Raw genomic sequence first — 24,660 nt, 5'->3', positions numbered from 1 at the left:
ATTACTTTTTATTATACCATTTTCCTCTAGTTTTTTCTATCATATCTTCTTAATATGATATAATTATTTTAGGGCGTGATGGATATCCAAAAGTTTGAATATATGAAGTCTTTTGAAACAGACTTGAAAGAACAACTAAGCGTAGACAAGAAATACCTACCAATCTCAAAAAAATTGGTAGCTGTTTTGCGTGATGTCAATCCATTTCTTGCTCAAACAATTGAAAAACACAATCAAGTTAAAGAAAAGTTTTTTCAAACCATGGTTGAGATTAACAAAGATTATGCTGAAAACATGGAAAATTACAAACGTTCTTTGGATCTTATTATTGAAAAAAACCATGATGAAATTGAAAAAAGTCAAAAAGAAAAAGTTCATAAAACACATGAACTTAATGGAAATCTAAAATCAGAACTTGAAGTCATTGAACAAAAAATTAATCAAATCAATCTAGATGCAGAGGCAAGCTTAGATAAGGCAGATCAAGTCTTAAAACGTGATTTATCACAAATCCGTAAAGTTATGATTGAAGCTAAAAAAGTATATCAAGAAACGACATTAGAAATCGAAAAAGAAAAAACTGAGACAACTAAAGTCATTGCAAAATCATATGATTTAAAAGTTAAAGCAGTCGAAAAAAAACTTAAAAAGTTTGAAACTGACTTCGAAAAAAAATTAATGGTTATTAAAGAAAACAGTCAAAAAGCTTCTTCTGATCATGATGATAGTTATTTAACCATTAAAAATACATATACTGAATTGAGTATTTCCCTTAACAAAAAGATTAATGATATTAAGAAAAAGTACCAACAATCATTAGTTTCACTAGATAAAAGTTATCAAACAAAAATTAAACCAATCCAAAAATCAATTGAAGATTTAAAAAAGGAATATCAAGAAACTCAAAAAAAGGCACTTATAACGTATAGTGAAAAACTAAACAGTTTAAATGTCGTTTTTGACGTTCAAAAACAAGGGTATGAAACGAAGCGTGAACGCATTATCCATGAGGGTAACGATTCAATTACACTATTCAATTCGAAACTATCTGCATATCGTGAGTCAACGCAAAAAGAAAAACTACTTAAATCACGTGAAATGCGCGATGAAATGAAAAGTCTAGAATCTGAATACGAAAAAGATAAGAAAAATCACCAGTTAACTAGAGAATTAAATAGTTTTGATCAAGAACTTAATAAGCAAATCATTCGAACCAATAAAGATATTTTAGTTAAGAAAAGAGAAACACAAAAGAAACTTTTTGAACTTGATCAAAAACATTTAAGAGAAATCAATGAGTGGAGACTTAAAAAATCATTATATGAGTACGAGAAAAAACAAGAATTTGCAAAAATAGATCTCAATTACAATCATAATATTAGTGCATCTGAATCACTTCTAAAACTTCAAGAAATTTATCAGCAATCTCAAAAAGAAGTGCTTCTTCTCAATCACAACAAAGATCTACTTCCTTTAGAATATCAACTTGCAATTGCAGCATCCATCCAAGAACGAGAATTAAATCTTTTAGCCAATGATGCACACTTAACGATTGCTAGTTTTAAACACGAAGAACAGACTTTAGAATTTGAACATAAAAAAAATCTTGCTTTAATCGAAATGGAAAGAGAAAAGATTAAGGCGTTATTCAACGCTGATACTCAAGTATTAAATACAACAACACAACTTGAACTCGAAAAAGAAAAAGCAAAACGTGATTACTCCCTTAAGGAACAAGATTTAAGAAGTGAATTGAGTCAAGCAATATTTAATAAATCCAAACAACAAATTCAAAACAAACTTAATGAAGCAACATTTTCAATAGAATCGGATCGAGAAATTATTTATATTGATAACAAATATACGCTTGAACTGATTAAAGAAAAGGCAAAAGCTGAAGAGGACAAACGTACTTTCTTCGTTAATGAAGCCAAATACAAGCACCAACAACGTGTTAACAACGAAAAAGCTAACCGCTTATTAAAGACATATCAATGTGAGTTAGAGTTGCAACAAGAACAAACAGAAATGTATCTAAATATCATGAGATTACTTTATCAAAATCATCAAACAATTGAAAAAGCTGTTTCTGAACTTTATCATGTCCCATCACATCCCGAAGTCTTTAAAGCAACACTAAAGATTCTTATTGATTTAAATCAAGAGCTCTTAAATTCTACGATTCAAGTTACTGAATATTATCAAAAAATAGATCAAGATTTCTATTTAAAGAAAATCGATGATTTAACTGGATATAAGTATATGCTCAAACACGAAGATATGATGAACTATTATGAACAAGAAATTGAAAAGATTAATGAGCAAAAAAAACTTATACAAAAAGAAATCAGTTTACTCGAAGAGCAATTTTTCGCAAATCAAACAGAATTAGAACGTAATCATGCATTTATCAATCAATTAGGAAAAATCAATCAAGACATTAAATCAAACGAATCAAAAAGTGAACATCGTCATCATGATTTAAAAGAAAATCAAAAGTTGTTAAGTAATCATGAACATGAAGTTAAGCGTATTAAGCAAAATTTAACTCGTATTGAAAAATCGATTGATGAAAAACATGCTCAGATTACCCCATTAGATGAGGAAATCATCAAATTAGAAACAAAACAAAAAGACTCTGAAAAAGATTTAGAAAAAACAAAACATGATGAAGCTTCCTTCTTCTACCGTTACTTGAACCGCAATCAAAAAGTTTATTTATCATTCATTCATCAACTCAAACAACATTTTGATGGTATCAATCAATTCTATCAATCTTTATATTCGGAAGTTTACGTCTCGGATGCCTTTTTGACATTGGAGCTTAAAAAGCTTAAAAAGAATTTTTTAATCTTTGATAAAAACTTAACCATCCACCATCAAAGATTTTTAGATGTGATGCTCAAGTTCTATCAAACCAATCAAAAAGAACAAGAAGCAATGATTCGTGGATTCAAAAAAACAACATATCAACTGATTCATAGTTTAAATGCGAATTATGAAAACAATATGAAGTATCATGAATCTGAACGCAAAAAGAAATTACGAGATAAAGAAAGACAAATTACTGCACAAAACGATAAGATTAAGAAAAAACTTGAACTCGAGTCGATATCACATAAGAAAAAACTTGTCCTTGATCAATCAGTGATTCGTTCTTTGGAGCAAAAAATATCAGAAAATAAAGACAAACAGGAACAAGAATTAAAATTATTAAATGAAAATCAACTCTCAATTGCTACACAATATGCTTTTGAACACCAACAAAAAACACGTCAACTTGAGGATCTCTTTAATAAAACAAAAGCTCAAATTGATTCAAGTATTATGAATGCTGATAAAAATCATACAGGTCTTGAGGCATCAATCGGCAATAAAAACCAAGTTATCTTAACAAGATATCAAGCAAGTCATGATAAAAACCTTCTTGCATTGAAGCAAAAAACAAAACATTATGAAGATTTAATTGCAAAACAAGATCAATCAAACATTGAGCGAAACAATCAATACGATCAAAACTTAAAACGTATGAATCAAAGACGTGAAGCTGAATTAAACAATATTAAAGCACACTTAGAAAAATTTAGCCAACAAACCAAAAACAGTCAAAACCGTGTCCTGCATAGAGATTATCGAATTCTTAAAAAAGCACATCGGTCAAAATTGAGATTGTTACACTTAAATTAGGAAAGAATTTTCTTTCCTTTTTTTTATTTTTTTACATTAAAAAAAGGGCTAAGCCCTTTATTCAATAAATTCAAATTCAAAATCAAAGATGCGAATTGTATCTTTATTTTTCGCGCCTTTATTTCGTAGGGCCTCATCAACACCCATACTTCTAAGTTGTCTTGCAAAACGTCTGACCGCTTCATCTTTTGTAAAGTCAGTACGATCAAAGATCAGTTTTAACTTTCTTCCTGTTAATTCAAAGACGTCATCAACTTTCGTAATGATAAAGTCTGGTTCATCTTCTTCGAATGTATAGTTTTTAATATAGTCTGGTGTTTCATCTTTAATCACTGGTGCTGATTTCAATAACTCTATGATTTTATACAAGAGTTGATCAATATCTCTTTTTTCAAGTGCTGAAATTGCTATAATAGGAACTTCAATATGTTTTCTTAGATATTCAAGTTTTTCTTCAGTATCTGGCATATCAATCTTATTTGCTACAACGATTTGAGGTCTTTCTAATAAAGTCTCGTTATACATTTCTAATTCATGATTAATTTTAACAAAATCCTCATACGGATTTTCTCTTGTTAAATCAAGTACATGTAAAAAAACTTTACATCTTTCAATATGTTTTAAGAAACGAATACCTAAACCTAGACCTTGATGTGCATTTTCAATTAAACCTGGTAAGTCAGCCAAAACAAATGATGATTCACCAATAGATACCATACCTAAATTCGGTTGTAAGGTCGTAAAAGGGTATTCAGCAATCTTTGGTCTTGCATTGGAAACAACGCTAATTAAAGTCGATTTACCGACACTAGGATAGCCAATTAATCCAATATCGGCCAATACTTTTAATTCTACTAATATTTTTCTTTGAACACCGGGATCACCATTTTCAGCAAAATTAGGTGCTGGGTTTTTATGCGTAGCAAACGCCATGTTGCCACGACCACCTTTGCCACCATGAGCAACCACAAGTTCTTGATTATGCTCAGTAATCTCACCGATTTTTAAAGATTTATCTTCTGTATAAACAATCGTACCTAATGGTACTCTTACATAAGTGTGTTCAGCATTTGCTCCATGCATACCTTTGGTTTTCCCATTGACGCCTGCATGTGCTTTAATATGTCTTTTATATCGTAGATCCATTAACGTGTGTTTACCTTCATCACCAACAAAGATGACTGAGCCACCGCGGCCACCGTTTCCGCCCCAAGGTCCACCGAACTCAACATATTTCTCATGACGAAAAACAGCGACACCATTACCGCCTTTTCCTCCGTAAACCTCTACTACGATTTCATCTACAAACATAAGAACACCTCATTTTCTGACACAAAAAAAGGATAATTGGATTATCCTTCGTAAACTGATACCTGTGTATTGTTGCGGCCTTTTCTTTCGTACTTAACCGTTCCTGTCACTGTTGCAAATAATGTATCATCGCCACCACGACCTACGTTGTTGCCTGGGTGAATTTTAGTTCCTCTTTGACGATAAATAATTGAACCTGCAGTTGCATATTGTCCGTCGGATAATTTCAGACCAAGACGCTTAGATTGTGAATCGCGACCATTACGAGATGACCCGGTTCCTTTTTTCGATGCGAATAACTGTATATTTAACTTTAACATGTTATCCCTCCTTCTGATTTTTAATGTATTTAGGATAATTTTTTTCTAATTCATTTAAAGTATATTCCAAATTCTCAAGTAATCCCAATACAATTGGGTCTTCTTCATTAAGTGTTAGTTTGAAATAACCTTCAGATACGGTTAAACCGATTTTATGGTTTAACTTTAAATGCTCAATCGCGTTCGCAGTAACGAGGGTTGCTGCTGAAACAGCGGCACACACGATGTCTTCGCCATGTTGTTTATAATTGGCATGACCTGATACTGTAATTTGATTAAGCTTTTGATTCATATACGTAAACTTTGATGTAATCATTGCCTTAAGCTTTAATAGATTCGATCACAAGTTTTGTATATGATTGACGATGGCCTTGTTTTAGACGATATTTTTTTCTGACCTTGTACTTGAAAACGATGATTTTTTTACCACGACCGTGTTTCAATACTTTGGCAACGACTTTTGCTCCGTCTACAACTGGAGTTCCGATAACGGTTTTTTCTCCACCGATCATTAAGACTTCAGTAAACTCATAATTTTCTCCAGCCTCAACGTCTAATTTTTCAACGTAAATTTCTTGACCTTCGCTAACTCTAACTTGCTTACCGCCTGTTTTAATAACTGCATACATGTTGCTACACCTCCTTATTTTTCTGAAGACTCACTATCTAAGGTAGCTTATGTATAAGCGTTTATAACCTGTCCTATGTGGTACAACATAGATATTTTATCTTATGTGACTACAAAAGTCAATCAAAATATGCATGTTTATCCGATTATAAGCTTGATTGGATGATTTTGTGTCATATTCAGGCATTTATATATATAAACCCTTATATTTTGGTATATTAATCGATTCATTTTTACAAAGAAAAAGCGGTTGTAGTCAACCGCTTATCGTTTTCCTTGATCATAGATTTGACCAAGTGCTCTCGGAACATTCGATTTCTTAGAGAAAATCGCTAAGATGACTAAGGTTGCAATAAATGGTATTGCATTATAAATATCTGATGTCAATTCAAGATTTGCTAAGAATGGTACTTCTCGGTAATATAGGGCGAGTGTACGCATAAATCCAAAGAATAATGCACCATATAATATACCTTTAGGTTTCCAGTTACCAAAAATCATAACTGCTAGTGCTAAGAACCCGAATCCAGCAACGGTTGTACTATATGCTTTTGATGGTAGAACATATAAGATACCACCCATTCCAGCAAGTGTACCAGATAACGTTACTGCAATAAATCTTGTCCGATAAATATTAACACCTAAACTATCTGCTGCTTGTGGGTTTTCTCCACAAGCTCTTAGTCTTAAACCGAATTTCGTTTTATATAAGAAAATGGTAACTAAGCCTAATAGCAGTAATGAAATATAAAGTGTTAAGTAAGTGTTTGTAAAGAAGAGTTCACCAATAACAGGTATTTTTGATAATACAGGAACTTCTGCAATTCTAACATTGGTTCTAATATTATAATTTGAACTATTTCTAACAAATCTTGAGGTAAAGATTGAAAATGCAGGGGCAAAAATATTAAGTGCGGTTGCAGATATAATTTGATTTGACTTCAAATAAACTGCTGCATACGCATGAATCATGGCATAAACCGAACCAACACCTGCACCAACCATCATTGCCATTAAGAATATAAAGTATTTTTGAGGTTGAATACCTCTAAGGATTAAAGTCATTAAAACAGCAAGTGCTAAGACGATACCAGCTTTGATGTAGAGGTTAACCTTGAACTTTTCTTTTTGTTTCTTTTCCCTAATGATGTCAATGATAAACAATGTCAATAAAACCAAAGCTATTGCAAACATAATACTTACTAAGAAAATGACAAAGACTGTAAAGTTTGAATAAGGATAAGCTTCCAACCCTAAAACAAACCAAATACCTAAGAATGCACCCATAATCATAATACCTTCGAGTGCAATATTCGTCACACCACTTCGTTCAGAGATTAAACCACCTAAAGCAACAATGAGTAAGATTGGAAATGATGTGTGCATGCTTTGAAACATTTCTAAGAATAGTTTAATTCCAGTTGTATAGTAGAGTAAAAGTAATACTGCGTAAATGGCTACAATGATTATACCCCACTTAATGAGTGATTTATACTTCATCGTTGTCACCTCCACTCGGAGCTGGTCTTCTCAAAATCTTTTGAGAAACGAATGTTTTTACGGTATATCCAAAGCGTTTGAGCAACATTTGGATTGCTGCAGTAATTGCAATCGAGTAAATAATGATTGCAACAATCATATCAATAAGCTCTCTAGAATAAGAATAGAGTTGCATATAAAAACCACCCATACGAATATTTGCTAAAAATAAACCAGCAAACAATGCACCAATAGGTTCTCCTAAGCCTAATAAGGCAACTGAAATCCCATCAAAACCTTCAGTAAAGATATGGAAGTCAGCAATTGTCTTTCCTCTTACTAAGTATAAAATCGAACCACCCAGTCCTGCAAACAGACCAGATAAAGTCATCGCGATGACAATATTAGCTTTAGTGTTCATCCCTGCGTAACGACTTCCTTCAAAACTAAATCCAGAAGCTCTTAGTGAAAAACCTAAAGTCGTTTTATGAATAATAATATGCGCAATAATAATCACACCAATAGCAATAAAGATCCCAATATTTGCTGTAGATCCCGGAAAGAGTGTCGATAATCTTGGTAGAGCTGCAGATATTTGAACAGGTCTAGATGTTGAATTTGAGCCTGTACCTTGTGATAAGTAAGTTGTTACTAAGGTTGTAAAAATATATAAAGCAATATAGTTCATCATAATAGATGCGACAACTTCATTTACATGCCTAGTAGCTTTTAATATACCAGGGATAAATCCCCATATTGCACCAGCTACAATCCCAACAAATAATGCGAGCATTAAGTGTTGAAATGGTGGAAGTTGGACCAATATCCCTACAAATAACGATGCGAGTGCACCCATCATCATTTGTCCTGAAGCACCGATGTTAAATAATCCTGTTTTAAATGCAAATGCTACAGCTAAACCTGCTAACATAATTGGTGCTGCCATTTCAAGCATATCACCAACACCTTTGATGCCTCCAATAAAGCCACCGCCTATTAAGGTAAATAATGCGGGAAAAGCATCACGTGGGTCAAAGATAATCATAATAATTAATCCAATAAATAGTCCGGTTCCAATCGAGATTAATGAAGGTTTAATGACTCGGAAAAATGAAGTGAAATGTTTTTTGAATTTGCTTACTTCTTTTTGATTTTGATTATTCATTTTTTGCACCTCGTTTTGCACCTGACATGTATAATCCTAACTCATTAATCGTTACTTTCTTAGGATCAAACTCGCCAACCATTTCACCTTCATACATCACAAGAATTCGATCTGATAAATTCATAATCTCCTCTATTTCAAGTGATACGAGTAAAACAGCTTTGCCTTTTCTTCGCTCTTCTAGTAATTGACTATGGATATATTCAATCGCACCAACATCTAAACCTCTTGTTGGTTGTACTGCTATTAAAATATCATGTGCTCTTGAAATCTCACGACCTAAGATCGCTTTTTGTTGATTTCCACCTGACATCGATCTAACAGTCGTTTTCGCACCTTTTTCAGATCTAATATCAAATTTTTCTATAAGTTCTTCAGCATGAGTTTTGATTGCATCAAACTGAAGCAATTTTGTTTTTTGAAATGGACTTCTATAATAATTTTGAATGACTAAGTTACTTTGTAAATCAAAATCAAGGACAACTGCATGTTTATGACGATCTTCAGGAATATGAGACATTCCATGTTCATATTTTTCTCTAATCGTCATTTTTGTAACAGGTTTGCCATTGATTTCAACCTCGCCTTGAATTGCAGGAATTAATCCAGTAATGGCTTGAACAAGCTCTGTTTGCCCATTACCATCAATACCCGCTATGCCTAAGATCTCATGTTGATGCACGTTAAAACTCACATCAGTTACAGAATTTCTTCCGCGTCCTTGAATTGATAAGTTTTTAACTTCAAAAACACTTTTTCCAGGTTTTATATCTTTTTTATCAACCGTAAAACTAACTTCACGTCCAACCATCATTTCAGCAAGTTGATCGGTAGAGGTTTTTGCAACATCCACAGTACCAACACATTTACCTCTTCTTAAAATGGTACAACGATCAGCCACAGCTTTAATCTCATTTAGTTTATGTGTAATTAAAATAATGGTTTTGCCTTCTTTAGCAAAGTTTTTCATAATCTGCATTAACTCTTTAATCTCTTGAGGTGTTAATACAGCAGTTGGCTCATCAAAAATCATTATTTCGCTATCTCGATAAAGCATCTTTAAGATCTCAACTCTTTGTTGTTGACCAACAGTGATTTCACTGATGATTGCATCAATATCAACTTTGAGATTATATGTAGCTATGATATTCAATATTTTTTCAATAGATTTTTCATAGGTCATAAAACCATGATGACTATCTTCAGAACCTAATACAATATTGTCTAAAACAGAAAAAGGCTCAACAAGTTTAAAATGTTGATGAACCATACCTATATTAAGTTTATTTGCATCATTAGGCGAATGAATGTCTACTTTTTTTCCATCAATAAAAATATCACCTTCATCAGGCACATATAACCCAAACAAGATGGACATCAGCGTTGATTTTCCTGCACCATTTTCTCCTAATAATGCATGAATCTCACCTGGTTTAACTTGTAGTGTTATATCATCATTTGCTACAAGTGTTCCAAATCGTTTTGTGATGTTTTTCATTTCAATTTTATAAGTCAAAAAAATCACCCCTATTTTTAGAAAATGGGGAAAGAAGACTTTCCCCATTATTCCAAATTAAATTTTTTCTATCATCGATTATTCAGCTTCAGGAACACCAAAGATTGCGTTTAAGATAGCTGTAAAATCAAAGTCTGGATATAAATCATCTAAGAATGCATCCATTGCAGCACGATCCGCTGGAACAACTACATCACCGTCAGCAACAGCATCAAAAATAACTTGATATTGTGCGACTGTAAAGTTAGAAAATCTCCAAGATTCAGTAGCTGTAGGTAGACCAACTGCATCTTCTGCAGCACCTAAAGTAATACTTCTTCCGCCATTAAATGTTGCATTAAAGAAATCATCTAATGCTTCTTGAACAGCAACTGCTAAACCTTTCATTGCTGATGTTAAAACTTTGTCGTTAATATTAGATTGGTCAACGTCAACACCAACCATCCATTTGTTTGTATTTTCTGCAGCAGTCATAACTGAAATACCAGCACCACCAGCAGCAGCATGAATAATATCAACGCCTGCATTATACCAAGAAGTTGCTTGAGTAACCCATGCATCGTCTTGAGCAAATGAATTTAAGTAGACATAACGGTTTGCTGGGAATTGCATTTGAGCTGTTGTTAATCCAAGTTCTTCAGCTGCGTAATAAGCACCAGCTACATAACCTGCACCAAAACGTACAACTGCAGGAACTGCCATACCACCCATGAAACCTAATGTTCTATGACCTTCTCTGACTGAAGCATAACCAGCAAGGAATCCTGATTGTTCTTCTTGGAAGAATATAGATAATGTGTTTGATGCAACAGTAAAATCTATGTCTTCTCCATCATAAGTTTCCATAGTTCCCCAGTCAGCCACATTATGTGGTGAACCGTCTAGAATAACAAATTTAACATCAGGGTACTCTGTTTGAGCTTTGTGTACACTGTTTTCAAATAAGAAACCAGGTGTTACAACAATTTCAGCTCCACCTTTAACTGCTAAGTCAATAGCTGCAATATATGCATCTAAAGTAACTGCAGTTGGCTTGTAGTACTTGTAAGTAATATTGTTTTCTTGAGCAAAGTCAACAATACCTTCCCAAGTACCTTGGTTGAATGAACGGTCATCAATATCACCAGAGTCTGTAATCATAGCAATTTGATATACTCTTGGTCCGCATGCTGCTAAAGTAAATACAGCAACGACCATCAAAAATAAACCTAAAATCTTCTTCATTTTTTTCTCCTCTATTTTTTTTTGAAATCAAAAATATGATTTCCGAACTTAACAGTTATAGTTTACTCAAAAATGATGCATATTGCAAGTGTTAGAACCAATATTTGCCGTTTTGAAGTTAAAAAAAAGATGCGAAAAGCATCTTCTTGATTTTAGAGTTCTTCAAAACTTTCTTTTGGTGGTTTTTTAAACAGGTTTGCAATTCTTTTTGGTAAAATCATAAAAGCATCTGCCAAAACTGAAGGAAGCATTTTAGCTGCTTCAAATAAAGCACCTCTTCTTATTTCTTCTTTCGTAATCTCTTTTGCATCACTAAATAAGAATTTACGAGTAACAATACCAATTCTTAATGTTAATAGCGCATTCGATATACCTTGAGTTACTGACGAAAGCATTGGTCTAATGAATGGGATGTCACCTAATGTATTAATGGTTGATGTTGGTAAAATCTCATTAATGTCCATATTTTCTAATCCTTCAGCAATCAATGCTGTTGTAAAAACATTGACCGTAAGTCTAGAAAGATTTTTATAAGATGGCCTAAAGCCACACATGACAACTAATTCTTTAATCATTTTTAAGTTAACGACAACCACTGTATAAAAATCTAATTTTCCGTTTTGTGAAATCGCGGTTGAGATCATTACTGTTTTAGCATTTTTCTTAATGACTTTGTTCATCTTCTTTTTTATATGCTTTGTAAAGGTATGATTTAATGCTTCTCTTAATTCTTGTGCATTACCCATTGCATTTTTTAAACTTTCACTTTCTGCTTCAGGTAAATCTTCAAATGCCATTAATCTTTTAGCAACCCTTTTATAAACCAAATAGTTTTTTCTTGATGCTTCATCAAGTGTTGTCTCAACTGAAAATGCTGGAGAAAACAAAATGATATGCACAGGTCTTAAGATGAGGGCATAGACAAGTAATGCAGACAAACCATAAAAACCATATTCAACATATGGATGAATCGTTCTTAAGCGATCTCCTACATCTAATATACTACTTAATAAAATTAAGACAAACAGTAGGATAAATCCTAAAGCTATCGCATACCAGAACAATTTGGTATTGTCTTTTTTCTTCATATCATCACTTCCTTATTTTGATTATAGCATGATAAAGCAATAATCGATATGATGTGATTATATTTTTGTTTTCTTTTGTTCTTTCAAACTATAGTACTCATGATGACCGATAATAATATGATCGATTAAGTCAATACCCATAATGGTACTTGCTTCCATTAAGGAAGTTGTTGCTTTAATATCGGCCTTACTTGGTGTTGAGTCACCTGATGGGTGATTATGAACAAATAGTACAGCAGCAGCTGATAGTTTAATTGCATGTTTATATATTTCTCTTGGATGGATTAAAGTTTGATTTATCGTTCCTATGAAGATAGTATCTTTTTTAATCACTTCACTTTTTGTATTTAAGTAGATACAAATAAAGTGTTCTTGTTCTAAGTGAGATAACTCGTGATGTAAGAGCATATAAACATCATAAGGTGACTGAATTAAAGATTTTTTTTCACGATTAAGATTGGATAACCTTTTACCTAATTCAATAGCTGCAATAATAGTTGTTGCTTTAGCTTCTTTAATTCCTTTGACTTGCAAGAGTTCTTGCACTGTCATTCTTTTTAAATCTTCTAAAGACTCTAAATGATATAAAACATTTTTTGATAATTCTAAAACCGATAAATCTTTTCTGCCTGTTCTAAGTAATATAGCAAGTAACTCTTCATTCGATAGTGCGTTTGCTCCATAGGCTAATAAACGTTCTCTTGGTCGTTCTTCTTTTGGCATTTCTTTAACTAAATACATTAAAAAACACCTCCTTATATCTAAATATAGAAGAGATGTTTGATTTTTACTTTAATTTCATTCCCATTCAATCGTTCCTGGAGGTTTTGAGGTAATATCATAGACAACTCGATTGATCCCTTTTACCTCATTGGTCATTCGATTAGATATCTTTTGCAAGGTTTCATAAGGTATTTGTGCAAAGTCAGCAGTCATACCATCAATAGATGTTACTGCGCGAATGACTAAGACATAATCATATGTCCTATTATCACCCATCACACCAACAGTCTTTAAAGGTGTTAAGACAGTAAAATATTGCCAAATTGATTTATCAAGACCATGATTTTTAATTTCTTCTCTTAATATAAAATCACTTTCTTGAACGATTCTTATCTTATCAGGTGTAATATCACCTAAGATACGAATGGCTAGACCAGGACCTGGAAAAGGTTGACGGTTAACAATCGACTCAGGTAATCCTAGGCGAATGCCTAAATCTCTGACTTCGTCTTTAAATAAGGTGTTTAAAGGTTCTATTAAAATGAGTTTCATATTTTTAGGTAGGCCACCGACATTATGATGGGACTTAATGGTTTGTGCGGTTTTCGTTCCTGATTCTATGACATCTGTATATAGTGTACCTTGAGCAAGATATTTAGCATCTTTAAAGTTTTTGATTTGTTCTTCAAAGACTTTGATAAACTCATTACCGATGATTTTTCTTTTTTGCTCAGGGTCAGAGATACCTTTCAGTTTTGCGAAAAAGCGATCTTTAGCATCAACGGTAATCAAATTCGTTTCAAAATCTCTTTTAAACGTATTTTGAACATCTAGTGCTTCATCTTTCCTTAAGAGTCCGTGATCAACAAAAATAGGTGTAAACTGATCTTTTAAGATATGAGCTAATAAAGCAGTAACAACCGATGAATCAACACCACCAGATAATGCGCAAATCACATGACCATCTTTAACCAATTCTCTTATTTCTAATGTCTTTTGTTCGATAAAAGCTGGTATCGACCAGTTTTTATCCATTTTGCATATATCTTTAACAAAGTGATCTAAAATTTCGATACCATGTACTGTATTTCTAACTTCAGGATGGAATTGTATCCCATATATTGGTTGAGTTTCATGCATCATCATCGCATGATCTGTCGTCTTTGATGAAGCAACTGATATAAAACCTTTCGGTAATGTTTTAACAACATCACCATGACTCATCCAGACATTAAATGAAAATGCTAACCCTTTCGTTAAGGGATTATCTTTTGTAATATTGAGTTCCGTGTTTCCATACTCTCTTAAGTCGTTGGATTCAACAACACCACCTAAAGTATGAACAAGTAATTGCATCCCATAGCATATTCCTAATATAGGTATCTTTAAGTCTAGTAATTTAGTTTCTAGCTTAGGTGCATTTTCATCATAAACAGAATTCGGTCCACCAGATAATATAACCCCTTTAACTTGAGGTAAATCACACGAAAAGAAATCATCAGGATGAACGAGTTCAGCGTAAACGCCTAAATCTCTAATTCTTCTGACGATTAATTGGTTATACTGGCTCCCATAATCTAAAACGACAATATAATCATTCATGATAATTTGGAGCCTCCTTGATATTATCTACATCATGCGGATGTGATTCTTTTAATCCAGCATTACTTATTTTTACAAATTGAGCTTTATCTTTCATTTCAGTAATTGTTTCGCAACCACAATATCCCATACCAGAACGTAATCCACCAACCATTTGATGAATGACATCACAAATAGGTCCTTTATAACTGACGGTTGCTTCAATGCCTTCAGGGACTAGTTTTTTAAGTTCTTGAACACCACCTTGAAAATAACGGTCACTTGACCCTTTTTTCATGGCTGTTAATGAGCCCATACCAACATAACTTTTAACTTCTTTTCCATCAACAACAAAAACATCACCAGGGGTTTCTTTTGTTCCGGCGAGTAATCCACCTAACATCACACAATCAGCACCAGCCGCTAAGGCTTTTGGAATATCACCTGATAACTTAATTCCGCCATCAGCAATAATACCGATTTCATATTGTCTAGTTACTTGATAAACATCATTAATCGCGGTTAATTGTGGAACTCCGACACCTGAAACAACGCGAGTTGTACAAATCGATCCAGGACCAACCCCAACTTTTATAGCTGAAGCACCTGCATAAATCAAATCGATTGCTGCTTGTGCAGTAACAACATTACCACCGATAATATCTAAATCTGGATAAAGGGCATGAATTTGTTTAACGGTTTCGATAACGCCTTTTGAATGGCCATGTGCACTATCAACAGCAATGATATCAACATTTGCAGAAACCAAAGCTTTGACGCGGTCCATCGTATCTTTAGAGACACCAACTGCAGCACCAACTCTTAGCTTCTTATTCAAATCAACGCAAGCATCTTTATCAGATACATCAAGAGGTGTTGATTTTACTTTTTTAACCATATCAGTTTGCTCTTGGATGCTTAGGTTCTTATGGATAATACCCATTCCACCTATTTTTGCTAAAGCAATCGCCATCTCATCTTCAGTAACAGTATCCATTGCTGCCGATAAAATAGGAATGTTTAACTCAATCTTTTTCGTCAACTTTGTATTGACTTTGACATCTACAGGAACCACTTTTGAAAAAGCTGGGACCAATAATAAATCATCAAACGTAAATGCTTCTTTCGTTACTTTACCATTCATCATAGACCTATACCCCTTATAAGTTTTCTTTAGTTTACCAGTTTTTACAATTGATTGAAAGACAAAATCGATATTTTTATTATTTAATAAATAAAAACCGATGAAAACTCCACCGGTTCCTAAAAAATTATGGATTGAACTGTCGTTTTTTGTTGTAAAAAAATACTGGGAGATAAACGACATGGAATAACATGAAGATTGAAAAAATAAAGCCTAAAACCCAAAAAGTTCCTAAAAATGAGTATAATGGTGCAGCTTCATGAGGAACTTCTCTTAAAAATAAGTGATTTGTATCTAATACAAAATTGATTGGATATATGATCACAACATAAATGAATAACACCAAACTCGATTTAAGTAAATGCTTATAATTAAAACTGAATTTACAAACAATCAGTAAATATAAATTGCCAAGCATAAACAAACCATGATTTCCAAAGTAATGAATATATCTAAAGTGTGGAAATGAAAAAGACATATTAGCAACCACTAAAGATATTAATGCACCACTGATTGCCCAAGGAAAGATGAGTTGAAATACTTTCTCATTTTTTGTCCACAACGCATAAGATGTGATATACATCGATAATGCACAAACACCTAAAGGTAGTAATGTTAAATCAGGTGTACCTGTTGAAAACACCCAATAGTAAAACATCCATTCTAAGAAAATCATCAATATAGCTGTTGATCTTCTTAAATAAAGATCAAGTTTAGTCGATATTCTATCTTTAAAAACAACCATGAAAGCAATAACTATAAAAACAATCAACCAGGGTATTAAATGTGCCATCGTAAACATTTCAAATGTTTCAAGGTTAGGATCAAAAAAGAACATAGAACTACCTCACAATTTAGGATTTGGCTTAATTAACTATATTATAACTGTGAAGTATCTTTTTTAATCTATTAATTTTCGATTTCGATAACGTGCGATTTGTCTAACATCTTTATCACCACGACCTGATAAATTAATAACAATCACTTGATCTTGACTTAATGTTGGTGCTAACTTCATCGCATATGCAACTGCATGTGCACTTTCAATTGCTGGAATAATCCCTTCAACTTTTGATAAATACTCAAAAGCTAGAACTGCTTCTTCGTCAGTTGCACTAACATATTTGACACGTTTAATCTCTTGTAAGTAAGCATGTTCTGGTCCTATACCCGGATAATCAAGTCCCGCTGATATGGAATGCACTGGAGAAATATCACCATTATCTTCTAAGAGCACTCTGGTGTTCATCCCATGGATGACACCATCTTGACCCAATGTCATGGTTGCTGCATGTTCTTTCGTATTCAATCCTTTACCTGCAGCTTCTACGCCAACAAGCTTAACATGCTTGTCTTCAATAAATTCATAAAATGCACCCATTGCATTTGATCCTCCACCAGCACATGCAATGACATAATCAGGAAGTCTTTTTTCTTTTTGTGCTAACTGTTCCTTAATTTCTTTACCTATCACTTTTTGGAAGTTTCTAACCATCGTTGGATAAGGATGTGGACCAACAACTGAACCAATTAAATAAAATGTTTTATCTAATTCAGTACTCCATTTCATTAAAGCACTATCAACAGCTTCTTTTAATGTCTTTAGTCCTGCTTCAACAGCAACGACTTTCGCACCTAAAAGTTCCATACGATAAACATTTAAACTTTGCTTGATTACATCAACAGCACCCATATGAATCTCACAATCCATGCCAAATAATGCAGCAGCTGTAGCGGTAGCTACGCCATGTTGTCCCGCACCTGTTTCTGCGATTAATTTCGTCTTACCCATGCGTTTTGCAAGCAAAGCTTGCCCTAAGACATTATTAATCTTATGCGCTCCTGTGTGGTTTAAATCTTCTCTTTTTAGGAATATTTTCGCACCACCAAGGTTTTTTGTCATATTTTTTGCTTCATATAACAAAGATGGTCTATTCGCATATTCTTTCAAGTAAAACGCAAACTCCTCTAAAAACTCTGGATCATCCTTATACTTGTTATAAGCATCCTCTACTTCTTTAACAGCCACTAAAATTGGCCCTGGGACAAATTGTCCACCAAACTTACCGAATTCCATTTTACTACCCCTTTTCTAGTCTTGGGATGTAAATTGTCTATCTTAATTTTGAATAACAAAAAAAGCGATTGCCTACATGGGACGAATCGCTCGTGGTGCCACCCAATTTTTAAGAAATAAGAATTTCTTCTTTAACAAAATACTCCATCATTTAAGACTTTTATATTTTTGCCCGATAACGTAGGCATACGGCAAAGGCTACTATAGTTCACCTTGCTTCTCAAAAGACCATTCGTCAAGAAATGTTGTAGACTCGTCTTTCACCATCACGAGTTCGCTAACTACTTTTTTCAAGAGTACTCTTCTTTATCATTGAATTTAACTTTGATTATACACGTTTTTATTAGGATGTCAACAAATTAACGATAATTTATTATCTGACACCCTTTATTTTTTCTGCTCTTATTAGAGTCAGTAAATCTTTATTCTTGCTTTTTTTGTAACTGTGATACTTAATGATTGTTTTTATCAAAAAGTCTATATCACTAGAATGCATCTTAACAAAATCGTACTTCTTGATATCTTTTATTTTTAGTATTCGCTTAATATATTCGTTTGGTGTCATTTTTGAACTATACTTTGTAGTATATTCGTTATACTTTTCAACTGAGATAATATAAAGAATTTCTATTTCTGGTTTTGTTATTATCTGTTCAACTGTCATCTTGATACTTATTTGCTCTTTAATTTTAAATGAGGTTACTCTATCAACTATTAAATAGACTTTTAGTTCATCGTCTTCTTCAAATTGTCTAATTAAGTAGTCCCTTCTAAAGTTTTTTGGATTACGATATGTTTGAGACAAAATTTCGTTATCAAGTAATTGATCTCGATTAAATATTAAGAATTCATGATCAAGTAAAATCTCTATGATTGCTGTTTCTGCACTTCCTTCACATATGCAAGCTATAATTTCCTTCATAAATATTTACCGTTGAGTAGAATCAACACGATTATCTTTGTCACGAGTTAATTCTTGTATTAAAGTATTACGGTATAACATGAACTTTTCATAACTTGGTGTGGTTGGTACTTCTATCAAATTTGCAAGATATGGATCGCTTTTCTTTATGTCATTTCTAGTTATATATTTAGAATATGAGTTTAATTCTAGTTTCCCTTTTTCACACTTATTACATAAATAAATAGAATCTGTTCTCCTTATGGAGTCAATGATTTCGGTGTAGTGAGTCGTAAGAACTAATGTTGAACCAAAGGGATTTGTTTGTCTTGAATAGAAAAGTTTAATTAAATCTATAACAAGAGTTTTATGAAAACTGACTTCTATTTCATCAACAAAGAGATAACCACCAGTTTTTAAAGTTTGTTCTGCTGCCATAAATAGACGAATTCCTCGATTTGTTCCAGATGATAGGATTCTCGACAAATTTTGTGCAGTATCAATATATTCTCTTCCATCAACAAAAGTTGCTTTATAAATAGAACCATCCAATTTAGGGTTTCCCGTGTCTATGAGTTCAATGTTTTTAATGGATTGATCCAAGTATTGAATCAGTTTGTTAGAGATTGTATCAAATGATGGTAACTTATCTTTGTTAAGTGCAGTTATAAAATGTGATGCAATATTATCTGGACTTGAAAATCGTCTGGCTATGCTTTCAGTTTTTTGCAAAACCATAGATTTTAGTATGTTTTCGTCGGTTATGGTTTTACCATCTAGTTTCAGCTTTTTGAATATATCACGATTAAATTTTGTACCGTAAGATTCGTCAAAATCAAGAATTGAGTGACGTGTAAATCTAGAACTTAAATCTTTAAAATATACAGCTTCATCTTTGATGTATAAACCATCTTCATCGTGTTTAATCGTAGTTTTGTAGTTCGCGACATGATTAAATATTTCATGTCTTGCCAAGATCACATCTACATAAAGTGTTGAATTAGTAGAGGTGATATCTTTAATCCTCTGAAGGACATCTTTACCATTGATATAGAGATCAACTATCCATTTTAGAATGTTAATTGCTGTGGTTTTTCCTGAAGCATTACTACCTATTATACCTATGACTGTAGGAACATATATATTGTTAATAATTGTCTTTAATTCACCATCATTAAATGTAGCATTCTTTTTATTCAAAAAATCAAAAGTAAAAACATCATCCTTATAAGAGGACAATCCCTTAATCTCCACAAATAGTAGATTTGTATAATTTTCCATAACTCACACCCCAATTATAAAATTCGCAAAAATACGCAAAATCTGTATATATATGCATATTATACCATCATATCGTAATAATGCAACAATAAAACACCGAAATTATGTTTGACGGTGTTTGGTTTGATAGAAGTGAACCAATAAATGTATTAATGTATAGTTGATTTAATATAACCAATAAAGTGTAGTGATCCGGTAATGATTAAAATGGTTTGATCATCTACCTCTTCTTTTAAAGATAAAATAGCTTGCTTAGCATTATCTGCCCATTCACTATCATCATCCAAAAACTCTTTTAATCCTAAAAATCTTGGATCCGGAAATTGAGTCAGTATCAAACGACTTGCAAATGATTTGATAATCTCAAGCATACCTGAAACATCTTTATCGCCTAGGGCACTAAATAAAACCCAAACTTTATAGTTTTTAAATGAAGATTCAACGGTTTGCTTAAGCGCTTCTATTGCGTGTGTGTTATGCGCACCATCAATAAAGACATGATGAGCAATTTCTTCAAATCGTCCTGCCCATTTGGTTTTTAAAAGTCCCTTTTGAATGACATTTTGATTGATTTCAGGAAAAAGAAAATGAATCGTTTTAATAGATAATAAAGCGTTTAATAGCTGATAATCACCAAGTAAAGGTAGTTCATAAATTTCACTAAAAGCTCCAAATATTAAAGGACGATGGTTAATACGCTTGATATCATCTGTTGAATAAAATGATGAGGTTACATTGGCTTTTTTAATATAATCTTTGAAATAGGGATACATATCTTTACTGACCGTTGTCAGTAGATGATTCCCTTCTTTTAAAATACCTAACTTATTATAAGCAATGCTTTCTTTTGTATTGCCTAATTGTTTCATGTGATCAAATCCTATTGATGTTATGAGCGATGCATCATAATATAAGACGTTGGTTGAATCTAATAATCCACCTAATCCAACTTCGACAACCATAACATCAACTTCTTTATTTTTAAAATATAAGAAACTCATTAAGGTGATTAACTCAAAAAATGATAAATTCTCACCAAATGTTTTTTCAAACGTTTGATTAAATTCATAAATGATATTGATAAGTTCTAATAATTCATCATCTTCAATATCTTGAAATTGATAACGTATACGCTCATTAAAACGCAGCAAATAAGGTGAGGTAAATGTACCCACCTTATATCCTGCTTCAATTAAGATATTTGAGATATATGCACAAACAGATCCTTTTCCGTTTGTTCCAGCGACATGAATCTTTTTGATGTTTGATAAATCAACACCTAAAAGTTTATAAGCTTCATGCATCCGACTCAAATTTTCTTTGGGTCTAAATTTTAGTTGTGTTTCAATCCAATGGATTGCTTCTTTGAGATCTTTATACATAAGATTTTAATTTTTCTACCACGATTTCATATTGTTTTTGATAATCTTTAAACTTCTCTTTTTCCAAATCAAGCTTTTGCTTAAGTGCTTTAGAGATAAATGCTTGATTGCTTAATAAAGCTTCGCTTCGCTTAATTTCATTTTCTAAAGTTACTTTTTGTTTCAATAAAGCTTCTTTTTCCTTTTCAGGGTCTATAATCCCAGATTTATCAACATAAGTCAAAACTTTTGAACCAACAAGTAGGATCGTTTCTTTTTGACTTGATAGTTCCTTTTCAATCACTAAATGTTCAGCATTTAAGAATTTTTTAAAGTATTCACCTTCTTCGCTTAGGATCTCAAAATATTTAGGATCTTCGATAACCAAATGAATATCAAGCGGTTTTGATGGAACAACATTATTTTCACTTCTTAAGTTTCTAACCTTAACAATCGTATCCATCAACTCTTTAAAATATTCAATCGATGCTTTATCTAGTAAACCAGCTTTTGGCCAATCACTGATCATAATTGATGGTTCATCACTTATTTCTAAGAATAACTTATCGGTAACAAATGGAATAAATGGATGCATCATCTTTAAGACAGCTTTTAAGACATATAATAAAATAGCTTGTGTATTTTTTCTAGTTTTTTCATTTTGAAGGCTTAATTTAGCGAATTCAACATACCAATTCGCAAACTCTTCCCAAATGAAATTATATAAAGTGCGTGATGCTTCACCAAACTCAAATTTCTCATAATTATAATCTGCTTCAGTAATGACTTCAGATAATCTAGATAGTATCCAACGATCATGAAGTGCTAAATCATCTTCCATTTTTACATGAATATCATCAATATTCATCGTGATAAAACGGGTAATGTTCCAAAGCTTATTGATAAAGTTCCAACTTGATTCAACTTTTTCTTCTTCATATCTTAGATCTGCACCAGGTGCAGAATTAGTTGTTAAAAAGTATCTTAATGCATCAACACCATACTCAGCTATCACGTCCATAGGGTCAACACCATTACCTAAAGACTTACTCATTTTTCTACCTTCTTTATCACGGATTAATCCGTGAATAAGAACTTTATCAAAAGGATCTTTTCCAGTAAACTCTAGACCTTGGAAAATCATTCTAGCAACCCAGAAAAAGATAATATCATATCCTGTAACCATAACATCCGTTGGATAGTAACGCTTAAAGTCTTCTGTTTCCTTTGGCCATCCTAAGGTACTAAATGGCCATAAGGCTGATGAAAACCAAGTATCTAATACATCATCATCTTGAAGCCATCCTTCACCAGGTGATTCAATTTGAACCTTAACTTGATCTCCTTTATACCATGCAGGTATGCGGTGACCCCACCATAACTGTCTAGAAATACACCAATCTTGTGTATCTGTCATCCAATTTGCAAAAATCTTTTTAAATCTTGATGGAATAAACTTCGATTTAGACTTCTCTAAAGCTTCTTTAGCGATTTGATCCATTTTTACAAACCATTGAAGTGATAATCTTGGTTCTACTACAACACCTGTTCGTTCACTATATCCTAAATTATTAGTATAATCTTCAATTTTATCAACAAGATTCATCACCGTTAAGTCTTGAACGAGTTGATGTCTACACTCAAAGCGATCTAAACCTTCATATTGATGAGCTAGCTCATTCATTGTGCCGTCTTCATGCATACATAAAGGCATTGCTAAGCGGTGGCGTTTAGCAACCTCAAAGTCATTTGCATCATGTGCAGGTGTAACTTTAACAACACCAGTACCAAAACTCATATCAACATAACTATCTAAAATAACTGGTATTTCTCTTTTTGTTCCTGGAATGTATACCTTTTTAGCAATCATTTGTGCATAACGTTGATCTTCTGGATGAATCATTAAAGCTTGATCAGCAAACATCGTTTCAGGACGCGTTGTCGCGATAACTAAAAATCCAGAACCATCAACGAATGGATATCTAAAGTAGTATAACTTCCCTTGTGTTTCTTCATGTTCTACTTCGATATTTGATAAAGCAGTCTTCGCTTCAACATCCCAGTTAATAATACGGTGTCCACGATAAATATAACCTTTTTCATACATCTTTAAAAAAACATGGTTGACCGCTTTATTTAAGTCATCATCTAAAGTAAATCTTTCTTTAGAATAATCTAATGAATTACCTAATGCAGCCCATTGATCATTAATATGATTTGCATATTCATCTTTCCAAGCCCAAGCTTGTTTAAGAAAGCCTTCTCTACCTAAGTCATAACGAGAAATACCTTGAGCGCGCAAACGTTCATCAACCTTTGCTTGCGTAGCAATCCCTGCATGGTCTTTACCAGGTAGGTATAAAGCATCATATCCCATCATTCTTTTTCTTCTGATAATAATATCTTGAAGCGTATTATCCCATGCATGCCCTAAATGTAGCTTACCGGTTACATTGGGTGGTGGTATCACAACAGTAAAAGGTTTTTTACTCTTGTCACCAGTTTTAAAGTAATTGTTTTTTAACCATATTTGGTAACGACCTTCTTCAACTTCTTTAAAGTCGTATTTCGTTTTTAGATTTGTCATTAACTTTTCCTCCTAAATAATCTAATCTTTTTAATTCATACATCATGATGTCTACTTTTGTTCCATCAAAATGGTCTCTTGGTTCAGTATGTGTATATAAAAAATTTGTTTTTTCAATCACACGTTTGGATTGTATATTATGTTTAGCATGTCCGCAAAAGACGGCATCTAGTTCCTGATTGATAAAAGCGTAGTCCAAAACTGCATTGACAGCTTCTACCATTAAACCTTGACCCCAATAAGCATCATCTAAGACATATCCAACTTCTTTAACATTATTAACTGCATTATCAAAGTTTCTAACATGTAAACCGATGGTTCCTATCAATTGATTTGTAGATTTTAATTCGATACCCCAGACTTCTTTATCTGAAATCATCATCTTTAAGATCTTACTTGATTCTTCAATAGAGGTATGTGGTTTCCATCCAGCGTTAGGGCCAATATTAGGCTTTCTAGCATATGAATAAAACGGAACTAAATCGTTTATATTTAAATCTCTTAAAATTAATCTTTTCGATACTAATGTTTTCATAGACACCTCAAACAAAATAAAAAGCCCTTAGATAATTCTAAGGACGAAAAGT

Annotated in this window: 20 protein-coding genes and 2 other annotated features (1 of these 22 cut by a window edge); of the genes, 1 reads left to right on the top strand and 19 read right to left on the bottom strand. The window is 32.8% G+C overall.

Annotated elements, in window-relative coordinates:
• The first annotated feature begins 102 nt into the window (after positions 1-102).
• Entirely contained in the window at positions 103-3,687 is a 3,585-nt protein-coding gene (locus tag QJ521_RS00170) for a hypothetical protein (protein ID WP_282838344.1), read from the top strand.
• A 57-nt stretch (positions 3,688-3,744) separates the two neighbouring features.
• Here QJ521_RS00170 and obgE read toward each other — a convergent pair whose 3' ends face one another.
• The 19 genes from obgE to QJ521_RS00075 form a co-directional block, all read right to left on the bottom strand.
• Positions 3,745-4,998, bottom strand: coding sequence for a GTPase ObgE (gene obgE, locus QJ521_RS00165; protein WP_282838343.1), 1,254 nt, complete (start codon positions 4,996-4,998; stop codon positions 3,745-3,747).
• A 41-nt stretch (positions 4,999-5,039) separates the two neighbouring features.
• The gene (rpmA, locus tag QJ521_RS00160; RefSeq protein WP_282838342.1) at positions 5,040-5,318 is read right to left on the bottom strand and encodes a 50S ribosomal protein L27; all 279 of its coding nucleotides are present in this window, start codon (positions 5,316-5,318) and stop codon (positions 5,040-5,042) included.
• Between the two features lies 1 nt (position 5,319).
• Positions 5,320-5,634 carry a ribosomal-processing cysteine protease Prp gene (locus QJ521_RS00155; RefSeq protein ID WP_282838341.1) on the bottom strand — a complete coding sequence of 105 codons (315 nt, stop codon included), beginning with the start codon at positions 5,632-5,634 and terminating at the stop codon, positions 5,320-5,322.
• A 4-nt stretch (positions 5,635-5,638) separates the two neighbouring features.
• Positions 5,639-5,947, bottom strand: a complete 309-nt coding sequence (gene rplU / locus QJ521_RS00150; protein ID WP_282838340.1) for a 50S ribosomal protein L21 — start codon at positions 5,945-5,947, stop codon at positions 5,639-5,641.
• A 263-nt stretch (positions 5,948-6,210) separates the two neighbouring features.
• The gene (locus QJ521_RS00145) at positions 6,211-7,344 is read right to left on the bottom strand and encodes an ABC transporter permease (protein WP_430757345.1); all 1,134 of its coding nucleotides are present in this window, start codon (positions 7,342-7,344) and stop codon (positions 6,211-6,213) included.
• A 91-nt stretch (positions 7,345-7,435) separates the two neighbouring features.
• Positions 7,436-8,590 carry an ABC transporter permease gene (locus tag QJ521_RS00140; RefSeq protein ID WP_282838338.1) on the bottom strand — a complete coding sequence of 385 codons (1,155 nt, stop codon included), beginning with the start codon at positions 8,588-8,590 and terminating at the stop codon, positions 7,436-7,438.
• Positions 8,583-10,106, bottom strand: coding sequence for an ABC transporter ATP-binding protein (locus QJ521_RS00135; RefSeq protein ID WP_282838337.1), 1,524 nt, complete (start codon positions 10,104-10,106; stop codon positions 8,583-8,585). The genes QJ521_RS00140 and QJ521_RS00135 overlap by 8 nt, the downstream gene beginning before the upstream one ends.
• Before the next feature lie 78 nt (positions 10,107-10,184).
• Complete coding sequence (locus QJ521_RS00130; RefSeq protein ID WP_282838336.1) at positions 10,185-11,330, bottom strand: BMP family ABC transporter substrate-binding protein; 1,146 nt, start codon at positions 11,328-11,330, stop codon at positions 10,185-10,187.
• Positions 11,331-11,482: 152 nt separating this feature from the next.
• A complete protein-coding gene (locus QJ521_RS00125) occupies positions 11,483-12,418 on the bottom strand; it encodes a DUF697 domain-containing protein (protein WP_282838335.1) in 936 nt (311 codons plus the stop codon).
• Between the two features lie 57 nt (positions 12,419-12,475).
• The gene (gene radC, locus QJ521_RS00120) at positions 12,476-13,159 is read right to left on the bottom strand and encodes a RadC family protein (protein ID WP_282838334.1); all 684 of its coding nucleotides are present in this window, start codon (positions 13,157-13,159) and stop codon (positions 12,476-12,478) included.
• 57 nt (positions 13,160-13,216) lie between these two features.
• On the bottom strand, positions 13,217-14,743 hold the full coding sequence (gene guaA, locus QJ521_RS00115) for a glutamine-hydrolyzing GMP synthase (RefSeq protein ID WP_282838333.1): 1,527 nt from the start codon (positions 14,741-14,743) through the stop codon (positions 13,217-13,219).
• The gene (gene guaB, locus QJ521_RS00110; protein ID WP_282838332.1) at positions 14,736-15,869 is read right to left on the bottom strand and encodes an IMP dehydrogenase; all 1,134 of its coding nucleotides are present in this window, start codon (positions 15,867-15,869) and stop codon (positions 14,736-14,738) included. Before guaB ends, guaA begins: the two co-directional genes overlap by 8 nt.
• Before the next feature lie 124 nt (positions 15,870-15,993).
• A complete protein-coding gene (locus tag QJ521_RS00105; protein ID WP_282838331.1) occupies positions 15,994-16,704 on the bottom strand; it encodes a YwaF family protein in 711 nt (236 codons plus the stop codon).
• A gap of 63 nt (positions 16,705-16,767) precedes the next feature.
• Entirely contained in the window at positions 16,768-17,943 is a 1,176-nt protein-coding gene (gene trpB, locus QJ521_RS00100) for a tryptophan synthase subunit beta (protein ID WP_282838330.1), read from the bottom strand.
• A gap of 74 nt (positions 17,944-18,017) precedes the next feature.
• Positions 18,018-18,265: a binding site (T-box leader), on the bottom strand.
• Between the two features lie 51 nt (positions 18,266-18,316).
• Positions 18,317-18,865 (bottom strand): hypothetical protein, encoded by a 549-nt coding sequence (locus tag QJ521_RS00095; RefSeq protein ID WP_282838328.1) that lies wholly within the window; start codon positions 18,863-18,865, stop codon positions 18,317-18,319.
• A 6-nt stretch (positions 18,866-18,871) separates the two neighbouring features.
• Positions 18,872-20,125 carry an AAA family ATPase gene (locus QJ521_RS00090; protein WP_282838326.1) on the bottom strand — a complete coding sequence of 418 codons (1,254 nt, stop codon included), beginning with the start codon at positions 20,123-20,125 and terminating at the stop codon, positions 18,872-18,874.
• Between the two features lie 149 nt (positions 20,126-20,274).
• Entirely contained in the window at positions 20,275-21,507 is a 1,233-nt protein-coding gene (locus tag QJ521_RS00085; RefSeq protein ID WP_282838325.1) for a bifunctional folylpolyglutamate synthase/dihydrofolate synthase, read from the bottom strand.
• Positions 21,500-24,073 carry a valine--tRNA ligase gene (locus QJ521_RS00080; protein WP_282838324.1) on the bottom strand — a complete coding sequence of 858 codons (2,574 nt, stop codon included), beginning with the start codon at positions 24,071-24,073 and terminating at the stop codon, positions 21,500-21,502. Before QJ521_RS00080 ends, QJ521_RS00085 begins: the two co-directional genes overlap by 8 nt.
• Entirely contained in the window at positions 24,042-24,608 is a 567-nt protein-coding gene (locus tag QJ521_RS00075) for a GNAT family N-acetyltransferase (protein ID WP_282838323.1), read from the bottom strand. The genes QJ521_RS00080 and QJ521_RS00075 overlap by 32 nt, the downstream gene beginning before the upstream one ends.
• Before the next feature lie 36 nt (positions 24,609-24,644).
• Positions 24,645-24,660: a binding site (T-box leader), on the bottom strand (it continues 198 nt past the right edge of the window).

The organism is Peloplasma aerotolerans (assembly GCF_030012175.1).
Classification (GTDB): Bacteria; Bacillota_I; Bacilli_A; order Acholeplasmatales; family Acholeplasmataceae; genus Peloplasma; species Peloplasma aerotolerans.
The sequence above is the reverse complement of the archived record's forward strand: the minus strand, read 5'-3'. Positions and strand labels throughout refer to the sequence as shown.

What these genes read in the sequence shown, in the direction of transcription:
- QJ521_RS00170 (WP_282838344.1), top strand. Translation starts at nt 103, where the DNA reads ATGAAGTCTTTTGAAACAGACTTGAAAGAACAACTAAGCGTAGACAAG.
- obgE (WP_282838343.1), bottom strand. Translation starts at nt 4,998, where the DNA reads ATGTTTGTAGATGAAATCGTAGTAGAGGTTTACGGAGGAAAAGGCGGT.
- rpmA (WP_282838342.1), bottom strand. Translation starts at nt 5,318, where the DNA reads ATGTTAAAGTTAAATATACAGTTATTCGCATCGAAAAAAGGAACCGGG.
- QJ521_RS00155 (WP_282838341.1), bottom strand. Translation starts at nt 5,634, where the DNA reads ATGATTACATCAAAGTTTACGTATATGAATCAAAAGCTTAATCAAATT.
- rplU (WP_282838340.1), bottom strand. Translation starts at nt 5,947, where the DNA reads ATGTATGCAGTTATTAAAACAGGCGGTAAGCAAGTTAGAGTTAGCGAA.
- QJ521_RS00145 (WP_430757345.1), bottom strand. Translation starts at nt 7,344, where the DNA reads ATGTTTCAAAGCATGCACACATCATTTCCAATCTTACTCATTGTTGCT.
- QJ521_RS00140 (WP_282838338.1), bottom strand. Translation starts at nt 8,590, where the DNA reads ATGAATAATCAAAATCAAAAAGAAGTAAGCAAATTCAAAAAACATTTC.
- QJ521_RS00130 (WP_282838336.1), bottom strand. Translation starts at nt 11,330, where the DNA reads ATGAAGAAGATTTTAGGTTTATTTTTGATGGTCGTTGCTGTATTTACT.
- QJ521_RS00125 (WP_282838335.1), bottom strand. Translation starts at nt 12,418, where the DNA reads ATGAAGAAAAAAGACAATACCAAATTGTTCTGGTATGCGATAGCTTTA.
- radC (WP_282838334.1), bottom strand. Translation starts at nt 13,159, where the DNA reads ATGTATTTAGTTAAAGAAATGCCAAAAGAAGAACGACCAAGAGAACGT.
- guaA (WP_282838333.1), bottom strand. Translation starts at nt 14,743, where the DNA reads ATGAATGATTATATTGTCGTTTTAGATTATGGGAGCCAGTATAACCAA.
- guaB (WP_282838332.1), bottom strand. Translation starts at nt 15,869, where the DNA reads ATGATGAATGGTAAAGTAACGAAAGAAGCATTTACGTTTGATGATTTA.
- QJ521_RS00105 (WP_282838331.1), bottom strand. Translation starts at nt 16,704, where the DNA reads ATGTTCTTTTTTGATCCTAACCTTGAAACATTTGAAATGTTTACGATG.
- trpB (WP_282838330.1), bottom strand. Translation starts at nt 17,943, where the DNA reads ATGGAATTCGGTAAGTTTGGTGGACAATTTGTCCCAGGGCCAATTTTA.
- QJ521_RS00095 (WP_282838328.1), bottom strand. Translation starts at nt 18,865, where the DNA reads ATGAAGGAAATTATAGCTTGCATATGTGAAGGAAGTGCAGAAACAGCA.
- QJ521_RS00090 (WP_282838326.1), bottom strand. Translation starts at nt 20,125, where the DNA reads ATGGAAAATTATACAAATCTACTATTTGTGGAGATTAAGGGATTGTCC.
- QJ521_RS00085 (WP_282838325.1), bottom strand. Translation starts at nt 21,507, where the DNA reads ATGTATAAAGATCTCAAAGAAGCAATCCATTGGATTGAAACACAACTA.
- QJ521_RS00080 (WP_282838324.1), bottom strand. Translation starts at nt 24,073, where the DNA reads ATGACAAATCTAAAAACGAAATACGACTTTAAAGAAGTTGAAGAAGGT.
- QJ521_RS00075 (WP_282838323.1), bottom strand. Translation starts at nt 24,608, where the DNA reads ATGAAAACATTAGTATCGAAAAGATTAATTTTAAGAGATTTAAATATA.